The sequence below is a fragment of the Streptococcus sp. k-163 genome (assembly GCF_013277555.1).
Lineage (GTDB): Bacteria > Bacillota > Bacilli > Lactobacillales > Streptococcaceae > Streptococcus.
This window is the reverse complement of record NZ_VMND01000012.1, coordinates 133,250-150,427: the sequence shown is the minus strand read 5'-3', so window position 1 is coordinate 150,427 and position 17,178 is coordinate 133,250. Positions and strand designations below refer to the sequence as shown.

The 17,178-nt window shown below is 38.9% G+C and carries 17 protein-coding genes; 8 read left to right on the top strand and 9 right to left on the bottom strand.

Annotation, left to right across the window (positions count from 1 at the left end; genetic code table 11):
- From HT731_RS05185 to HT731_RS05170, 4 genes are all read right to left on the bottom strand, one after another.
- Positions 1-215: hypothetical protein (locus HT731_RS05185; RefSeq protein WP_173277960.1), on the bottom strand; the 215-nt coding region annotated here is incomplete at its 3' end.
- A 293-nt stretch (positions 216-508) separates the two neighbouring features.
- Complete coding sequence (locus HT731_RS05180; RefSeq protein WP_077804852.1) at positions 509-2,020, bottom strand: ABC transporter ATP-binding protein; 1,512 nt, start codon at positions 2,018-2,020, stop codon at positions 509-511.
- An 800-nt stretch (positions 2,021-2,820) separates the two neighbouring features.
- The gene (locus HT731_RS05175) at positions 2,821-3,795 is read right to left on the bottom strand and encodes a HAMP domain-containing histidine kinase (RefSeq protein WP_173277958.1); all 975 of its coding nucleotides are present in this window, start codon (positions 3,793-3,795) and stop codon (positions 2,821-2,823) included.
- A complete protein-coding gene (locus HT731_RS05170) occupies positions 3,788-4,465 on the bottom strand; it encodes a response regulator transcription factor (RefSeq protein WP_000548991.1) in 678 nt (225 codons plus the stop codon). The genes HT731_RS05175 and HT731_RS05170 overlap by 8 nt, the downstream gene beginning before the upstream one ends.
- Before the next feature lie 406 nt (positions 4,466-4,871).
- On the opposite strand from HT731_RS05170, the gene HT731_RS05165 reads away from it, so the two are divergent.
- From HT731_RS05165 to HT731_RS05155, 3 genes are all read left to right on the top strand, one after another.
- Positions 4,872-5,441 (top strand): TetR/AcrR family transcriptional regulator, encoded by a 570-nt coding sequence (locus HT731_RS05165; RefSeq protein WP_345889927.1) that lies wholly within the window; start codon positions 4,872-4,874, stop codon positions 5,439-5,441.
- A gap of 88 nt (positions 5,442-5,529) precedes the next feature.
- Positions 5,530-6,306 (top strand): ferredoxin reductase, encoded by a 777-nt coding sequence (locus HT731_RS05160; RefSeq protein WP_173277954.1) that lies wholly within the window; start codon positions 5,530-5,532, stop codon positions 6,304-6,306.
- A 123-nt stretch (positions 6,307-6,429) separates the two neighbouring features.
- Positions 6,430-7,503 (top strand): DUF2974 domain-containing protein, encoded by a 1,074-nt coding sequence (locus tag HT731_RS05155; RefSeq protein ID WP_173277952.1) that lies wholly within the window; start codon positions 6,430-6,432, stop codon positions 7,501-7,503.
- Between the two features lie 88 nt (positions 7,504-7,591).
- On the opposite strand, the gene HT731_RS05150 is transcribed toward HT731_RS05155, so the two are convergent.
- The 3 genes from HT731_RS05150 to HT731_RS05140 all read right to left on the bottom strand — a co-directional run bounded on the left by HT731_RS05150 (position 7,592) and on the right by HT731_RS05140 (position 10,035).
- On the bottom strand, positions 7,592-8,611 hold the full coding sequence (locus HT731_RS05150; RefSeq protein ID WP_173277950.1) for a YdcF family protein: 1,020 nt from the start codon (positions 8,609-8,611) through the stop codon (positions 7,592-7,594).
- 68 nt (positions 8,612-8,679) lie between these two features.
- Positions 8,680-9,117 carry an Rrf2 family transcriptional regulator gene (locus HT731_RS05145; RefSeq protein ID WP_141230719.1) on the bottom strand — a complete coding sequence of 146 codons (438 nt, stop codon included), beginning with the start codon at positions 9,115-9,117 and terminating at the stop codon, positions 8,680-8,682.
- A gap of 75 nt (positions 9,118-9,192) precedes the next feature.
- Positions 9,193-10,035 (bottom strand): metallophosphoesterase family protein, encoded by an 843-nt coding sequence (locus HT731_RS05140; protein ID WP_173277948.1) that lies wholly within the window; start codon positions 10,033-10,035, stop codon positions 9,193-9,195.
- 111 nt (positions 10,036-10,146) lie between these two features.
- Between HT731_RS05140 and HT731_RS05135 the strand changes: the two genes are divergently transcribed.
- The 4 genes from HT731_RS05135 (at position 10,147) to HT731_RS05120 (ending at position 12,589) form a co-directional block, all read left to right on the top strand.
- Positions 10,147-10,797 (top strand): metal-dependent transcriptional regulator, encoded by a 651-nt coding sequence (locus HT731_RS05135; RefSeq protein WP_173277946.1) that lies wholly within the window; start codon positions 10,147-10,149, stop codon positions 10,795-10,797.
- 116 nt (positions 10,798-10,913) lie between these two features.
- Positions 10,914-11,624 carry a nicotinamide mononucleotide transporter gene (locus HT731_RS05130; RefSeq protein ID WP_173277945.1) on the top strand — a complete coding sequence of 237 codons (711 nt, stop codon included), beginning with the start codon at positions 10,914-10,916 and terminating at the stop codon, positions 11,622-11,624.
- Between the two features lie 119 nt (positions 11,625-11,743).
- The gene (locus tag HT731_RS05125) at positions 11,744-12,157 is read left to right on the top strand and encodes a hypothetical protein (RefSeq protein WP_173277943.1); all 414 of its coding nucleotides are present in this window, start codon (positions 11,744-11,746) and stop codon (positions 12,155-12,157) included.
- Positions 12,158-12,175: 18 nt separating this feature from the next.
- Complete coding sequence (locus HT731_RS05120) at positions 12,176-12,589, top strand: hypothetical protein (RefSeq protein WP_173277941.1); 414 nt, start codon at positions 12,176-12,178, stop codon at positions 12,587-12,589.
- Between the two features lie 38 nt (positions 12,590-12,627).
- Here the strand turns inward: HT731_RS05120 and dtd are convergent, their stop codons facing one another.
- Positions 12,628-13,071 carry a D-aminoacyl-tRNA deacylase gene (gene dtd, locus HT731_RS05115; RefSeq protein ID WP_173277939.1) on the bottom strand — a complete coding sequence of 148 codons (444 nt, stop codon included), beginning with the start codon at positions 13,069-13,071 and terminating at the stop codon, positions 12,628-12,630.
- A gap of 29 nt (positions 13,072-13,100) precedes the next feature.
- Entirely contained in the window at positions 13,101-15,323 is a 2,223-nt protein-coding gene (locus HT731_RS05110) for a bifunctional (p)ppGpp synthetase/guanosine-3',5'-bis(diphosphate) 3'-pyrophosphohydrolase (RefSeq protein ID WP_140860124.1), read from the bottom strand.
- Positions 15,324-15,648: 325 nt separating this feature from the next.
- Here HT731_RS05110 and HT731_RS05105 point away from each other — a divergent pair, with 325 nt between their 5' ends.
- Complete coding sequence (locus HT731_RS05105) at positions 15,649-17,082, top strand: N-acetylmuramoyl-L-alanine amidase (protein WP_140834544.1); 1,434 nt, start codon at positions 15,649-15,651, stop codon at positions 17,080-17,082.
- The last annotated feature ends 96 nt before the right edge of the window (positions 17,083-17,178 follow it).

The window sequence follows — 17,178 nt, the reverse complement described above, 5'->3', positions numbered from 1 at the left end:
GTATCAAAAATAGCTAAACCAAATCCCAATCCAACAATCGGTGTCATAAGAGGGGAAATCAGCATGGCTCCAATAATGACAGCCGTTGAATTCATATTTAGGCCGATAGAGGCAATAAAAATCGCACACATCAAAATCACTGTATCTCTTAATCGGACATGAAGATCATCATATAATTTCTCACGGTATTCACGTGTTGAATAGTTTCCGGTCATTGGTTACTCCTTTTATTTCATATAATCTTGTTTCTGCATGGATGATGGTAGAGATACTTCTGTCCAATCTTATATATTTTTCTTCTCACCTGTTACTCTTTTTAAAATTATCCTTTAAGTATCCATCAGTCCATCCTTAACATTATATCAAAAATGTTACAGTCTTTCTCTGAAGAAATCTATCAATTGAACAGATAGAGAAAGCAAGAAATTTTAGATTCCTTATTAGAAAAAGAAAAACCGGTATCTCCTCTGAACTCCTGATAATATGCGTTTTATTCTCTATAATTTAGCTATTTCAAAATTACAAGTTCTCCATTCTTAATTTCCCAAACTTGGTCAAACTTACTTAATAATTCGTTTTGGCGATGTAAAGTAACAATGACGGCACTTGGTAGTTCCAGAACTCTTTCCAATTCCATTTTAAACTGATTAGTATCCAAGGCAGAGAAAGGTTCGTCTAGGATAAGCAATGGATTTTTACGATTTTTCTCACGATTTAAATACATTCGTTGTTGCTGACCACCTGACAGGGATTGTGGTGGAATTTTTTCAAAATCTTCTTCTCTGAATTTTTCATTGAAACTATTGAATAGCGTTACATTATTTTCATAACTCGAAATAAATGTATGTTCTTGTTGCAGAATCATACCGAATCTTCCCCAAAGATGGTCCAAAACAAGCCCATCTAGCACAATTTGTCCTTCAAAATCTTCATCTGTTCCATTTAAAATGTTGAGAAGACTACTTTTTCCAGACCCATTCTCACCAATAAGCGCAATTTTATCTCCTTTTTGAATCGTAGCGGAAGTAATTATCAATTTTGATTCTCCCAGTTGTTTGGAAATGTTTTTCAAAGTAATCGTATCAAAAGAATGTTGAGGTGCTTGAACTGAAACGGATCTCCCAACAATGTTTTGAAAACTCTTGATTACAGGCTTTACGGACTCTAACATTTGTAAATCATAAAGGATTTCCTGTATTGGTTCAGAAAAAGCATTAATATATCCGAAACTCGCCACCACCTCAGGAATACCGAGTTGCTGGTGAGATAGAGAGTAGGCTAAGTAAATAAACAGAACAAGACTAATGAATTCAAAAGAAACACCTGTCAATAAGATGCCTGTAATTTTTGTCAAACCATACTTAAAATACTTATCCTGCAAATTCTTTAGAGAACTCTTTTGTTGATTCAAAAAATGCGACATAGTTAGTTTATTTACCAAATGATGTCCCATGAGCAAATCCTCCAAAGTTCGATAGTAATCTCCTTGTTTTTTCAAGTAAACCTGTCTACGATTAGCGGTCAACTTCCCAACGATTTTAGGAATTTGAATACTAATTCCAGTGGAAAAGATTAAAATCAGTGATACAATAGGATTAATTGTTCTGCTAATAATGAAAGCGTAAATGATGATACGTAAAATTTGTTTGATAAAACTCATCAATGGAGGAAGGTAATCCTTTTCCAACGAATCTAGGTCATTAGATTGATAGGAAATATACTCTGCTACTGTTTTCTGCTTGAAATCGTGGTGACTGAGTCCCAGAAGTGAACGAAACCACTCATTTTTCAAAGTAGTCGAAAAGATAATCCCCTGCTTCCAATCAAGTATCATTTGGATATAGTTACAACTCAAATAGCCTGCCACTGACATAGAGTAACCATATAGAGCTACTTGATAATCCCCTTTGATTAATGCCTGCGTGAAATACGGTAACAAAGCTGTGCAGATATTCGATACTACACCAAAAAGAAAATTAAAGAAGAGATACCATCTAATAGTTTTAAGATATGGTAGCATATACGATACTCCTTGCTAATGCGTTTTTTTTTACATATCGCAGAACAATCTCTACTATTCCTTATTTCAGATAGTGCGATACTCGGACATTGAGTGCAATAATTGTAAATCACACAAGTACTGCAGTTTTTACTATCATTCAAAATATAATTTGCTATTTTGTAAAATATAGGTCTATCCCATGTTTCTTTGATAGATGTAAAATGAATATTTCCAATACTTCTATTGAAAGTAAGCTTTTTCAGTTTTTCTAACGATTTAGGCTATTTCGTGACACACCCACAATCCGTGAAAATTCTGGTTATATCAGATTATGTGATTTTCGTAAGAATTTTATATTGTCTCCAATCATGGCAGTCTCCTTTTACTTGATAAAACTATTACAACATTTAGAAATTAAAAACTGGTTCAAAATCAATAGAATGTGTGTATTCGATACATTCAATAATTCTTTGGAAACAGTTCTACACCAGTTACACAAATCTATATACACCTATCTCATTCAAAATAAAAAGAAAGCTGCAGTTCTTTTAATCCTGTATCAACGATTCATTCTGAAATCGAATAGGAGACATTTCCCAAGTCTACAATTCACTTCATCTCAAATTAATTTTTGTAATTCACCCTTAGTTTATAGATTTTATACTCAACAAAAGTATAAAGCATACAAAACTTCACTTTGAACCAGTATTTATACTATATTCCGTATTAAAAACTCTATTATTGGTTTTGTAAAAAACAGTCTTCAAATATCCTGAAATATAGCAAAAAGAGATTGGGTAAAAACTCATTGTCTCTTCTCACTCAAGGACTAAGTTCACTTGAGCAAACTGAATCCGCACTATCGTTCCTTTTCCGACCTCAGACTCGATACGAATCTGGTGCCCCAGTTCTTCAGAAATTTTCTTAGATAGGTAAAGTCCAAGTCCAGATGACTGCTGAGTTAGGCGTCCATTATATCCTGAGAAACCACGTTCAAAGACTCGGAGGACATCACTGTTTTTTATCCCTATTCCTGTATCCTTGATACAAAGCTCTTGCCCTTCCATATAAATCTCCAGACCACCTTCCTTGGTGTACTTGAGACTGTTTGAGATGATTTGTTCAATGACCACTAGTAGCCACTTTTTATCCGTCACGATTTCTTTATCAAGGTCATATAGATTGACATTTAGACCTTTTTGAATAAAGAAAAGAGCATATTTACGAATTATTTCCTTGACCAAGTCCTCGATTTGAACCTGCTTTAAGACCAAATCATCATGGAAACTTTCTAAACGCAGGTACTGTAAAACTAGATTGGTATAGGAATCAATCTTGAAAATTTCCTGTTCTAATTGCTGCTTCAGTTGGCGGTCAACCACTTCTGCAACTAAAAGTTGACTGGCTGCAATGGGGGTCTTAATCTGATGGACCCACAAGGTATAGTAATCCAGCAAATCCGTCAGTTTTCTTTCTGAATCTGACCTCTGCTGATAGAGTTCCATCTCACGCGCTTCTAATTTTTCAGCTAAGGCTCTTTCCAAAGGAGACTGAGCTTCCCTCTCCCCATAGAGAAGTTCCTGACGATAGACCTGCATTTCCACCAATATGTCCCAAGCGAAAAATAAGATGGTTACAAAGCAACACAAGAGGAAAAAGTAGAGAAAGTAAATTCCCAAACTGGCAAATAAAAACTGAAAGAGTAAGAGCAGAAACGTCAAAGAAAGCAGATAGACAAACAGACGACTACGGGAGCGCAGATAGGCCAGAAAAAATTGTTTCCAATCAAGCATGCTTCAGTCCGTACCCTATTCCTTTCTTGGTCTCGATAAATCCTACCAAGCCCTGCTCTTCCAATTTTTTACGCAAACGAGCCACATTAACTGAGAGGGTATTATCATCAATGAAAAAGTCACTGTTCCAAAGTTCCCGCATGAGGTCATCACGCGCTACAATATTACCCGCATGCTCAAACAACACGCGTAAAATCTGGAATTCGTTCTTGGTCAAATTCAAGACTTGCCCTTGATAATGTAAATCCATTGATTTGGTATTGAGGATAACACCAGCATATTCCAGTAAACTCTCGTCACGCCCAAACTCATAGGAACGACGCAACAAGCCCTGAACCTTGGCTAGAAGAACCTGCTGGTCAAAAGGCTTGGTCACAAAGTCATCCGCCCCCATATTGATTGCCATGACAATATCCATAGCCTGGTCTCTCGAAGACAGAAACATAATAGGCACCTTGGAAATCTTGCGAATCTCCTGACACCAGTGATAGCCATTAAACAAGGGCAAACCAATATCCATGAGGACCAGATGAGGCTCCGACTGAACAAATAGACTCAAAACTTCCATAAAGTCTTCTACCAGAACCACTTCAAATCCCCATTCAGAGAGCATTTTCCCGACCTGTTGACGAATGACCTGATCATCTTCTACTAATAAAATCTTGTGCATCTGATTCTCCTTTGCTAATTTTAGGAGTCTTAAATCCTTTAGTATAAATAGAGGGCTTAGTATCTAATACTTTTTTGATATTTCCTTGTCACAACAGCTCAAAAAAGATAGTGAATAACCCCATTGATATCATACCTTATTTTCAGACATAGTGCCAGCCCTACCCTTTTATTTTTAATTTTTCAACCTTCATTTCAGTTCTTTTATCCATCTCCTTAACCAAAATTTATATCTATTCTTCCAAACCTTGAGTGTAGTTAAAACGACACTCTATACTCTTCTAACATTGAAAAGTTCCTTATCGAGTGGTATCCGTAAAAAGTTCTAGCTTTAAGATTGACAATCTGAAAAAGATTTGTTAAGATATGAATGAACAATATTTAATATTCATTCAGAAAAGAGGTGAATCAAATTGGACAAAAAACAGACTTTGAAATCCGCAGCTTATGAAGTTTTTTCAAAAAAAGGATACAAGGCGACAGGAATTTCAGAAATTGCTAGACAAGCTCATATGGCAGTCGGATCTTTTTATAACTATTACGAAAGTAAAGAAGCTATTTTTTTAGATATCTATATTGATGAAAACAACCGTGTTCGCCAAGCTATGATCGAAGAACTGGATTGGGAAATTGATATGATTGATCTTATTAGTCAACTCTTTGCTCAATCCAGAGCACTCGTTTCTTCCAATAAAATCCTTGCAGAATGGTACAATCCTGCCATAGCAGATGAGTTGCATAGCTACTATTCCTCAGAAGAAGGGAAAGTCACGAATCCATTTCATCAATTTCTCGTGAAAACCTTTACTCATCGTTTGCAGGCTGAAGGCCATTCTCCAGAAAAAATTCAAGATATTTTACAAGTTTACAACCTATTTTACTACATGGATATGCATATCACAGAAAATGATTTTCCAGATATTAGCAAAACTGTAGAAATACTAGCAACCAACTTCATTAAAGGAATCCTGAAATAAAGAAATCTTTTCTTTATTTTTTGAAAATCATTGAATGAAGAAAAATATTATTCATTCATAAAAATTATTACACTATAGGAGCTTAAAAATGAAACGAGGGAAAAAAATGTTCATAATTATTCTAACTACACTTGGAGTGCTCGGCTTTATATCTTGGGGAATCATTGCCTACCTTGGACGAAGTCAGACTTTATCGATAAAATCCATTGAAAATCCCAGCGGAGATTTGTATTTAGTTCACATCACAAAACCAAAAAATCAAATATGGAAATCTGGCTCCTATGCTCAGTTTAAGCTTCCTGACAGCTCGTTTGGTCCAGATAAAAGTCCAGTAAAGGAGGATCAGGCTAGCCGATGGCTAACCCTTGCTTCCACTCCTGATGAGGATGAAATTCTTATTGTAACCCATAATAGTGGTAGCGTGTTTAAGGAAACCTTAACACATTTACCAGCTGGTAGTAAAATTGAGATGAGTTGGCTGGAGTCATCTTTATCTGTTAAAGACAATGACCAAGCACTGGTTTGTTTTGCCTCTGATGTCGGTATTTCTACTCTACGTCCAGTTGTGAAAGAGTGGGCTGGTAAGCGCTCCATCATTCTTAATCATTTAGACAAAGGAGTAAACATTTTTGATAATGAGTTAAGAGAGCTTAGTAAGAATAATCCGAATCTAACTTATAAAACTAGCGAAACCTTTTCTCAAAGCCAAGCATTTTTAAAAAATGCGGTTGTGAAATACGGTAACCAAGCTATTTATCTCTTAACCGGCCAACCTGATGATATAAATGAGATGAAAAATTTCTTAAAAGAGAATGGGATTGACGACAAACAGATACAAATAAGTATGTTTAAAGGTTTAAAATAAAAGCAAACTGTCTTCTATGTGTCTGAATCATACCATTATAGGTCGGTATGTAGAGAGCTCGTACAAACAAACTAGTAAATTCTATGTGATTGTGATAAGATAAATAAAAAGAAAGGAGCTCTTATGGCCAATATTTTTGACTATCTGAAAGATGTCGCATACGATTCCTTTTACGACTTTCCATTGAATGAGTTAGACATTCTAGCCTTAACAGAAGCTACCTACCTCTCCTTTGATAATCTGGTCTCCACAACTCCTCAGCGACTTTTAGACCTGGCTCCTCAGGTTCCAAGGGATCCCAACATGTTGACCAGCAAAAATCGCCTCCAGCTATTAGATGAACTAGCTCAACACAAACGCTTCAAAAATTGCAAACTCTCCCATTTTATCAATGACATTGATCCTGAATTGCAAAAGCAATTTTCGGCTATGACCTACCGCCTCACTCTCGATACCTATCTGATTGTCTTTCGTGGGACAGATGACAGTATCATTGGCTGGAAGGAAGATTTCCACCTGACCTATATGAAGGAAATTCCTGCTCAAAAGCACGCTCTCCGCTATTTAAAGAACTTTTTTGCCCAACATCCTAAGCAAAAAGTCATTCTGGCTGGGCATTCCAAGGGAGGAAATTTAGCTATCTACGCTGCTAGCCAAATTGAGCAAAGCTTGCAGGATCAAATCACAGCAGTTTATACCTTTGATGCGCCCGGTCTCCACAAAGAACTGACACAAACTGAGGGCTATCAAAGGGTAATGGATAGAACCAAGGTCTTCATTCCACAAGGTTCCATTATCGGTATGATGATGGAAATCCCTAACCACCAAATCATCGTGCACAGTACTGCCTTAGGTGGTATCGCCCAACACGATACCTTTAGTTGGCAGATTGAGGACAAGCACTTCGTCCAACTGGATAAAACCAACAGTGATAGTCAACAAGTTGACACAACCTTCAAAGAATGGGTAGCGACAGTCCCTGACGAAGAACTCCAGCTCTACTTCGATCTCTTCTTTGGCACCATTCTAGATGCTGGCATTAACTCCATCAATGACCTATCTTCCTTCAAAGCTATTGAACACATCCATCATCTCTTTGTCCAAGCTCAATCCCTCACTCCAGAAGAAAGGGAAACCATGGGACGCCTTACCCAATTATTGATTGATACCCGTTACCAAGCATGGAAAAATAGATAGTACCTTTCAAAAATCAAATGTATATAAAACAAAAGACCTAGAATACATACTTTCATGTGTATTCTAAGTCTTTTTTAATAAAATCTGACTACCAAATAATCCCTTTGTAGGCTATCAAAATGAGGACTGATAGCAGGACATAAAAGGCAAGGAAAAGCCATTTCATCTTGACACAGAGCGCTATGTACTCCCGAATAAAAGCAGATGGTATGTAGTAGCCTGCCGTCCTACATCCGAGGCCATCTCCCTTCATATTTAACTTACGCGCATAGGTACTGGTACGAAAAACATGATAGTCATTTGTAACAAAGAGGAATTGAGGTTTGGCTACCAGTTCCTCACCAAGTTCCTTAGAAAAGAGAAGGTTCTCGTAGGTAGTCCTTGATTGATCTTCCAGAATAATCGCATCTTGGGGAACATCTGTCTCTTCAAGAAGATAGTTTGTAATGGCCTGCGCTTCAGAAATCTTCTCATCTCCTCCTTGACCACCACTTGCAATGATTTTGATATGAGGATTCTTAGACTTGTGATAAGCTTCCACTGCCTTATCAATTCTCCTCTTCAGCAAAGGTGTTACCTTTTCTCCGTCTAACAAACCTGCACCATGAATGATAATAAAATCATAATGCTTCTTCTTAGGAATAAAGAGATACAAGATAGAGTACAACATAAAAGCCACAAAAGCAAAACCAAAAATAAAGTAAGAATAAGCAATAAATGCAAATAAAATATTTAGAAAGTGATTGGTGTAAAATAATTCATGTCGTCCTCCCAATCGAAATGACATCAAAGCAAAAAATAGCAAAATGACTATTCCAAGGAGCATGGAGAGATAATTAGCCTTTGAACGTCCCTCTCGCTTCAACAAAATGACCCCATTATAGATTAGAAAGATGCCACTTAGAAAAAGCAAAAAAGGAAGTAAAATAAAGGGAAATATAAAAAAAGCGAAATGAATCTTCTCATACCCATTTTGATAAAAAAGGTAGCCTAGATAAAAATAACTGGAAATGAGGGATAATAAGAATAATACTGGATTCCACAAACTTCTATTATCCTTCCAAAATGACACTATAAAGGCTAATACAATTCCTATAACGAGATACATTTCTTCCTCCTTTAATGATTCTATTTTATCACAATTTTACATAGAGAAAAAGAGGGCATCTATCCCTCTCACTCCTTCATCTGACTCTCTGCATCAGCCACGACTTGTTCTAAACTAGTCTGACCAAGTTCAGCCTCCATAGCCAGCTGGATTCTCTCCAATTTTTGATCCAAAACCTCATGAATATGAGCTCCGACTGGGCAATTTGGATTTGGATTGTCATGGAAACTAAAAAGTTGGCCTGTCTTACCAAGACACTCAACCGCCTGATAAACATCTAAAAGACTAATGTCCTTGAGATCCTTAACAATCTCTGTCCCCCCTGTTCCACGCGCTACTGAAATCAGCTCTGCCTTCTTCAACTGGGACAAGGTTTTTCTGATAATGACAGGGTTAACCCCGACACTAGCAGCCAGAAAATCACTGGTCACCTTGCTTTCCTTCCCCTTGAGGGCAATGATTATCAGCATATGAGTCGCAATGGTAAATCTACTTGGAATTTGCATACTCTTCTCCTTTTTACGAGACATCCCTGTCTCTACTCTTCTTTTTCTATTATTATACCCTTTTTGGTTGTAATGTCAATCGTTACCACTTTTTAACCAGACATCTAATTCACTATCATAGCCCTCTTTCTGGGCCAATTCTCTCAGAAATTCCTGATTGTGGGTATGGTGGATCCCATTGACCAGACTTTCATAGTAAACCTCAAAATAGGGAAGTTTCAGGTCTTTAGCCAGCTGCAATTCAGCTGCCACATCGTAGTCTACCCGTCGGAAGTTCATATCTACCAAGCCCTTGTCATCAAACTCCAAAATCATATACTGAGCTCGCAAGTCCTTCCGTAACTGGGCATCTAGAAAGAAAGGTTGCCCAATCGAACCCGGATTGACAATCAATTGCCCACCAGTCCCGTAACGAAGCAACTGCTGGTGAATATGGCCATAAACAGCAATATCACAAGGAGGATTGGTCACCAAGCGGTCAAAATCCTCTTGCGCTCCAGTATGAATCAACTCTCGCCCCCAGTTCTTATCAGGCAAATGATGACTAATTCCCACCGTCAAATCCCCAAACTGACGATGGATCTGAAGAGGTTGATTGTGGAGCAGTTCAATTTCTTCTAGGGAAATTTCCTCTAAAACATACTGGCACTGGCGTAAGAGATAACGTTGACTAGGACGAGTATTATCCAGTTCCTTACGAGTACCATGCCAGAGACTGTCTTCCCAGTTTCCCAAAACTCTAGCCGTAATCGGTAGTTGATCCAACAAGTCCAAAATCCTTCTACGACCTGTCCCTGGCATGAGAATATCTCCCAGAAGCCAGTATTCATCCACTCCTAGCTGCCGAGCATCTGCCAAAACAGCCTCTAAAGCAGTGGTATTCCCATGAATATCTGAAAGAAGAGCTATCTTTGTCATATTCATCTCCTCATTTTTTCTCTTGCAATAAGTATAACATAAAAAGTCACAGCTAGAGAAATCTAGCTTTTTTTGATATACTAGATAAAGACATTAGACAAGAGGAAGCGAATGACCCCGAATAAAGAAGATTATCTAAAATGTATTTATGAAATCGGCATAGACCTGCATAAAATCACCAACAAGGAAATTGCGGCTCGTATGCAAGTCTCTCCCCCTGCCGTAACTGAAATGATTAAACGGATGAAGAGTGAAAATCTCATCCTCAAGGACAAGGAATGTGGCTATCTACTGACTGACCTCGGCCTCAAACTGGTCTCTGAGCTCTACCGTAAGCATCGCTTGATTGAAGTTTTTCTAGTCCATCATTTAGACTATACGAGTGACCAGATTCACGAGGAAGCTGAGGTATTGGAACACACTGTCTCTGACCTATTCGTGGAGAGACTAGAAAAATTGCTTGGATTCCCCAAGACCTGCCCCCACGGAGGTACTATTCCTGCCAAGGGAGAACTCCTGGTTGAAATCAATAACCTCCCACTAGCTGATATCAAGGAAGCTGGCGCCTACCGCCTGACTCGGGTTCACGATAGTTTTGACATTCTCCATTATCTGGACAAGCACTCACTTCACATCGGTGACCAGCTCCAAGTCCAGCAGTTTGATGGCTTCAGCAATACCTTTACTATCCTCACTAAAAATAAAGATTTACAAGTGAATATGGACATTGCTAAACAACTCTATGTCGAGAAAATCGACTAATTTATCAAGTCCCCTACCAACCCTGAAAGTTTGATTTTCAGGGTTTTATTTCTATCATTTGATTTTACTTTCATTTAGTTGTAGAATATTTGTAAAAAAGAAAGATATTTTAACATATGAAAAAATCACTAAAAATTTTTGCGACATCTAAATGGTTTGACCTCTTTGGGGTTGCTTTGGTCGTTGGAATTGCAATCGCTTCTGGCTATCTTAACTCCCGTCTCGATAAATTCGTAGACTGGGGACCATGGACAGCCCTTGTGCCCTTTGGATTGATTTCCGTAACCAACGTTGGGATTTCCATGTTGTCCACTCGTTTCACTGGGAAATTAAGCAAATGGGGAAATTACTTTGGCATTGTCAATACCATTTTGTCTGGTACCATTGATTATATCCTTGGAAATAAGGCGGCCATTATCACCTATCCTGTCACCTTCCTCATTTATACCTTTGCTATTAAGAAATGGGAAGCTTCGCAAGAAGGCAGACCCAACCAAATGAGTCAGAAACAGCTAAAATTAGCGGCCATTATCATTTCAATCATCGCCTTCCTCTTTGCCTTTGTGACCAACTATATCGGCTATGGGGGTAAGATGAATCTACTTGCCTACGTGACAACTATTGCCTTTGCACTGTCCCTCATTGCCAATGCTTTGAATGCATTGAAACTGACAACTCAGTGGGGCTTTTGGTTGATTTACAATTTTGTGCAGCTGACAAAGGCTGGCATTCAAGGAAACTTTGCCAATATCGGTAAATACATCTTTTATATCCTCAATGCAATCGGAGCTTTATTTGTCTGGAATGATGAAGAGGTGGAACAATAAGAAGGAAATCAAATAAAGAAATCTAACAGAATCTCCTTATTAAAATTTTTTATCATTTTGCTTGTAACTCCCATTCTTTTGGAGTACAATGAAGCTAGATAAAAGAGGGAGGTCTTGTCATGAAAAAACTCTTTAGAATCCATTTTACAGCAATTGCAGTCATCGATTTGCTACTATTTGTATTTTTTAGTACTAGACCCGAAACAGCTTTAGAATGGCTCTTGCTCTCTGGTTTTATTTTCCTCCTTGCTCAAGGACTCCTGCTATTTCGCTTGATTGTCCGACTCAAACATCAATTCGCTGAGATTTATCCTCAAATCAATAAAAAGATTCGCTTCTACTATTTAGGGGTTCTCTCCATTGATTTTCTATTTTTTGTCCTTTTAACCTTCGTTAGTTCTCAGCGTTTTCCCTCTCTTATGCCAATCATCACTGCTTGTCATTCTACTTTATATTATAGGACGGCGGACTACCTAAGAGAAAACTATCTAGACTTTTACAACAAACACATCTCTTTATGGGAGTGCCTCTAAGGAAAAGGAGGCTTTATCATGAAAAAAATCATCTATATCAAAACCATTCAACTCCTTGTCATTGATGGAATTATGCTGGCATTTTTGACATTTAAAGAAGGGCTTACTTGGGATTGGATTTTGATTTATAGCGGTTGGCTCATTTTCTTTCATCCTGTGCTATTGACCTATCTTTCAAACCAACTTTGTGACCACTTTGGTCAACTCTATTCTCAGATTAGACCGAGATTCTGGCGTTTCGCCTTACAAATCCTCCTATGGGATATCTTGATGATTCTCTCCTTGATATGTTTAAGTGGTATGCCACTTCTCCTTCAGGGAACTCTCCTAATTCTAGGCCATCTCATCCCTTCCTACCGCATAAGCCAAAGCCTGAAAAGAGATTTTCCTAAGGCCTATCAAGAACCGATGCCATTTTGGAGTATTTTATGATAGATGAGAAAAACCAAGCCGGCTGGGCTTGGTCTTTCTTATCTATTTTTAGTATCTAGGATAATGGTAACTGGCCCATCATTGACCAGCTCAACCTGCATATCCACTCCAAAGATGCCTGTCTGAACGGGCACTTCTTGCGCTAGTTTTTGATTGAAAGCATCATAGAAATCTGATGCCATATCAGGCTTCGCTGCGCCTGTAAAGGCTGGACGATTGCCTTTCTTAGTATCCGCAAAAAGGGTAAACTGAGAAATAGAAAGGATTTGTCCCTCGATATCTTTAACAGACAGATTCATCTTGCCTTCTGCGTCTGAAAAAATCCGCATATTGACAAGCTTTCTCACGGCATAGTCCAAATCTTCCTCTTGGTCCTCTGGTCCAACACCAACCAGCAATAAGAGCCCTTGCTGAATTTTCCCCTGAACCTGACCTTGAATACTGACTTGGGCTTTTTTAACCCGTTGGATAATGATTTTCATAATCGCCTTTCTAGTAAGAACTCAGACCATTAGCCATTGGTCCGTTTGACAGAGTAAACTTCTGGCACACTCTTAATCTTGTCCACGACCGTAGTCAGTGTAGAGAGGTTGGCAATGCCGAAGGACACATGGATATTAGCAAATTTCATATCCTTGGTTGGTTGTGCGTTGACTGTTGAGATATTTTTGGTTGTGTTTGAAAGAACTTGCAGTACATCGTTCAATAGTCCTGTACGGTTGAGACCATAGATATCGATATGGGCCATATACTCCTTATTTGAGTTTGAGTACTGGTCTTCCCATTCCACATCAAGGAGACGTTGCTCGTAGTTTTCTTGGGCGCGCAGGTTCATACAGTCCACACGGTGAATAGCCACACCACGCCCTTTGGTGATATAGCCGACAATATCATCACCAGGAACTGGATTACAGCATTTGGCAATCCGCACTAGGAGACCTGAGGCACCTTCAATGACCACACCACCCTCATGCTTAACCTTGAGGGTTTCTTTATTTTCAACCTTGACTTCTCCACCTTTGACAAGTTCTTCTGCTTCAGCCTTGGCCTTAGCACGTTCTTCTTCACGGCGTTCCTTTTCAGTCAAACGGTTAAAGACAGTAATTGCACCTATTTCCCCAAAACCAATTGCCGCAAAGAGAGATTCCTCTGTCTTGTAGCTAGTCTTTTGTAGAACTTGATCCATGTGGCGCTTGTCCATGAATTTATTGGCCACATAGCCATTTTCTTGGAACTGAGCCATCAACATTTCACGACCCTTGTTGACAGACAATTCCTTATCTTGATTTTTAAAGAACTGACGAATCTTGTTACGCGCCTTGCTGGTCTTGACCATGTTAAGCCAATCACGGCTTGGCCCAAAGGAGTTGGGGTTGGTGACAATTTCAACCTGATCCCCTGTCTTGAGCTTGGTTGTCAGGGGAACCATACGACCATTGACCTTGGCACCAGTTGCTTTTTCCCCGACTTTTGTATGGATTTCGTAGGCAAAGTCAATCGGTCCTGAATCTTTTGGAAGAGAGCGGACAGCTCCATCTGGGGTAAAGACATAAATCTCCTCAGCCAGATAGTTTTCCTTAACTGAATCGACAAATTCCTTGGCATCATCAGCCTGGTCTTGGAGCTCCATCATCTCCTTGATCCAGTTCATCCCAATAGCTGATTCCTTGCTGTTAACCTGCCCCTTAATGCCTTTCTTATAAGCCCAGTGAGCCGCAACCCCGTACTCAGCCACCTCATGCATGGCCTTGGTCCGAATCTGGAATTCAATCGGCCCTTTTGGCCCATAGACAGTCGTATGGATAGACTGGTAACCATTGGCCTTGCGATTAGCGATGTAGTCTTTAAAGCGACCAGGCATGGGTTTCCAAAGCTCATGAACATAACCAAGCATGGCATAGACATCACTTTGGGTATCCAAAATACAACGAATGGCAATCAGGTCATAGATTTCCTCAAACCGTTTTCTCTTATCCTGCATTTTGCGGAAAATAGAGTAAATATGCTTGGGACGACCGTAAATCTTCCCATTTAGATGACGATCTGTCGTATAGTTTTCTAATTTTGTGACTACCTCATCCACCAATGCTTCACGCTCTCTGCGCTTTTCCTTCATCATATGGGTAATCTTGTAAAACTCCGTTGGATTGAGATAACGGAAAGATAAGTCTTCCAATTCCCATTTGACACTGGAAATCCCCAAACGATGGGCAAGCGGGGCATAGATTTCCATAGTTTCTTTGGAAATGCGCTCCTGCTTGTCTTTTCGGAGGTGTTTAAGCGTCCGCATATTGTGCAAGCGATCTGACAGTTTGACCAAGATAACACGGATGTCCTCAGACATGGCCATGAGCATCTTGCGATGATTTTCCGCTAATTGCTCCTCGATCGATTTGTACTCGACCTTACCAAGCTTGGTAACCCCATCGACGATTACCCGCACATCAGGACCAAACTCTCTTTCCAAATCGTCCAAGGTCGCATCAGTATCTTCCACCACATCATGCAAGAAACCACAAGCTACCGTTACAGCATCCAGCTTGAGTTTGGCTAAAATACCTGCCACTTGGATAGGGTGAATGATATAAGGCTCGCCTGATTTGCGGTATTGACCACTGTGGCAATCCACCGCATAGACCAAGGCTTTATGTACAAAAGCAACATCCTCTTCCGTTAAATATTCTTTGGTTAAAGCGACAACTTCTTCGCCTGTTAAATTCACTTCTTTTGGCATCTCTACTCTCCAATTCTTCCTACCATTTTATCACTTTTTTAATAATATGAAAACTAGAAAAGAGGATTCTAAAGCTTATTCAGTTGTTGGGAAGAAGGATAACATAAGATTCACACTAAAACAACAAATTTATCTAGCTCTTCATCTAACTTTGTTTTGATATTGACTGCGTTAAAAGTTAGTGAAATGAAAATACTTTCTTCTTTTTCAATAAGAAAAGATTTGATATTTTAGTAATTTTCTAACTTTTTTAGTGTATAATAGTAATATGAACAATTTTTTACGATAATTACTAAATTTTCATCTCTCTAGAAAGGCAAATAACATGAATTCATACAAAAGACTGACACTTTTAGCTTTGACTGTTCTTGGCTTATCCAGCCAAGTAGTTTTGGCTGACGATACGAGTCATTTCACTACTAATCCTATCACTAGTTCGACCAGTAGTTCAACTAATATTTCCACTAGCAATTCTACTAGTAGTTCTCAAGCTAGTACAGAAAATTCGTCAAGTATAGCTAGTTCAAGTGAGCAAGAAAGCAAACCTTCTCTTTCCAGGGAAACTAAACCTAATCAACCTATACAAACTGGCTGGGTAAAAGAGGGGAACAAGTGGACGTTTTATAGTCAAACTGGGGTCAAATTTACAGATACCCTCTATGATGGTTATTTCTTTGATAGTCATGGATACTTGCTTGAAAACAGCTGGTACCAAATGGGAAATAATTGGTACTATATCAATGGTTCAGGTAAATATTTATCCAACCAATGGAGCCAAATCAATGGCAAGTGGTATGCTTTTGATGGCTACGGTAGAATGTTGGCCAATGTCTGGAAGGGCGATTACTACCTCAAATCCAGCGGTGCCATGGCAGATAAGGAATGGGTCTACGACCAAAGCTACTCTAGTTGGTTTTACCTCAAATCTGGCGGACGCTACGCCCAAAAACAATGGATTGGTTCCTACTACCTCAAATCTGGTGGCTACATGGCCCACAAGGAATGGATTTATGACCCAGACTATCAAGCTTGGTACTATCTTAAGGACGATGGTGTATATGTCACAGGAACCTATGCAGTGGATGGCAAAAACCAGCTCTTCCAAGGAAATGGAAAATGGGTTCGTGAATTAGCACAAGGTTTTCAAAAAGGACATTACTCTAAAACTATTTTTCTAGATCCAGGACACGGTGGTAAGGATCGAGGTGCTTATTATTATGGCATAGCTGAGAAAGAATTGAACCTACAAGTTTACCGTAAATTACGTAAACGATTAGAAGGTCTAGGCTACACCGTTCTTACCTCTCGAGATAGCGATGTAGATGTTGATTTTATTACCGAACGTTCTCGTATGGTAAACAAGACTAATGCTGACTTTTTCATCAGCCTTCATTTCAATGCAAAAGGAAATGATACAACCGTTAATCTAGGTATACAAACCTATTCTTACAAGGAAGAACCTGGCTTCCCTAGCAAGATTAATAAGGATTGGCATAATAATCCTGATCGGATAAGTGAAAGTAATCGTCTCGCAGCTGATATCCATTCTTCACTTCTAGCCGAGACTGGAGCTAGGGATGCCGGACTTTTGCAAGCAACCTTTGCTGTTCTACGTGAAACAGCTAAACCAGCTGTTTTGCTAGAGATGGGATATATGGATAATCCAGAAGAAAACAAAAAAATCCGTAGTAGTGAATACCAAGATAAACTGGTTGAAGGGATTGTCAAGGGAATTCAAAAATATTACGCAGGAAATTAAAGCAATTTAAGCCTCGAACTCATTCGGGGCTTATTTTTCTTATCCAAACTGTATTCTTCTTTCTAGAATTATTTCCTTTTTATGCTTATTCTCCCC

Coding starts and splice junctions, on each gene's coding strand:
- HT731_RS05120 (WP_173277941.1), top strand. CDS start 12,176: ATGAAAAAAATCATCTATATCAAAACCATTCAACTCCTTGTCATTGAT.
- HT731_RS05180 (WP_077804852.1), bottom strand. CDS start 2,020: ATGCTACCATATCTTAAAACTATTAGATGGTATCTCTTCTTTAATTTT.
- HT731_RS05130 (WP_173277945.1), top strand. CDS start 10,914: ATGAAAAAATCACTAAAAATTTTTGCGACATCTAAATGGTTTGACCTC.
- HT731_RS05145 (WP_141230719.1), bottom strand. CDS start 9,117: ATGCAAATTCCAAGTAGATTTACCATTGCGACTCATATGCTGATAATC.
- HT731_RS05110 (WP_140860124.1), bottom strand. CDS start 15,323: ATGCCAAAAGAAGTGAATTTAACAGGCGAAGAAGTTGTCGCTTTAACC.
- HT731_RS05155 (WP_173277952.1), top strand. CDS start 6,430: ATGGCCAATATTTTTGACTATCTGAAAGATGTCGCATACGATTCCTTT.
- HT731_RS05105 (WP_140834544.1), top strand. CDS start 15,649: ATGAATTCATACAAAAGACTGACACTTTTAGCTTTGACTGTTCTTGGC.
- HT731_RS05140 (WP_173277948.1), bottom strand. CDS start 10,035: ATGACAAAGATAGCTCTTCTTTCAGATATTCATGGGAATACCACTGCT.
- HT731_RS05175 (WP_173277958.1), bottom strand. CDS start 3,795: ATGCTTGATTGGAAACAATTTTTTCTGGCCTATCTGCGCTCCCGTAGT.
- HT731_RS05160 (WP_173277954.1), top strand. CDS start 5,530: ATGAAACGAGGGAAAAAAATGTTCATAATTATTCTAACTACACTTGGA.
- HT731_RS05150 (WP_173277950.1), bottom strand. CDS start 8,611: ATGTATCTCGTTATAGGAATTGTATTAGCCTTTATAGTGTCATTTTGG.
- dtd (WP_173277939.1), bottom strand. CDS start 13,071: ATGAAAATCATTATCCAACGGGTTAAAAAAGCCCAAGTCAGTATTCAA.
- HT731_RS05135 (WP_173277946.1), top strand. CDS start 10,147: ATGACCCCGAATAAAGAAGATTATCTAAAATGTATTTATGAAATCGGC.
- HT731_RS05170 (WP_000548991.1), bottom strand. CDS start 4,465: ATGCACAAGATTTTATTAGTAGAAGATGATCAGGTCATTCGTCAACAG.
- HT731_RS05125 (WP_173277943.1), top strand. CDS start 11,744: ATGAAAAAACTCTTTAGAATCCATTTTACAGCAATTGCAGTCATCGAT.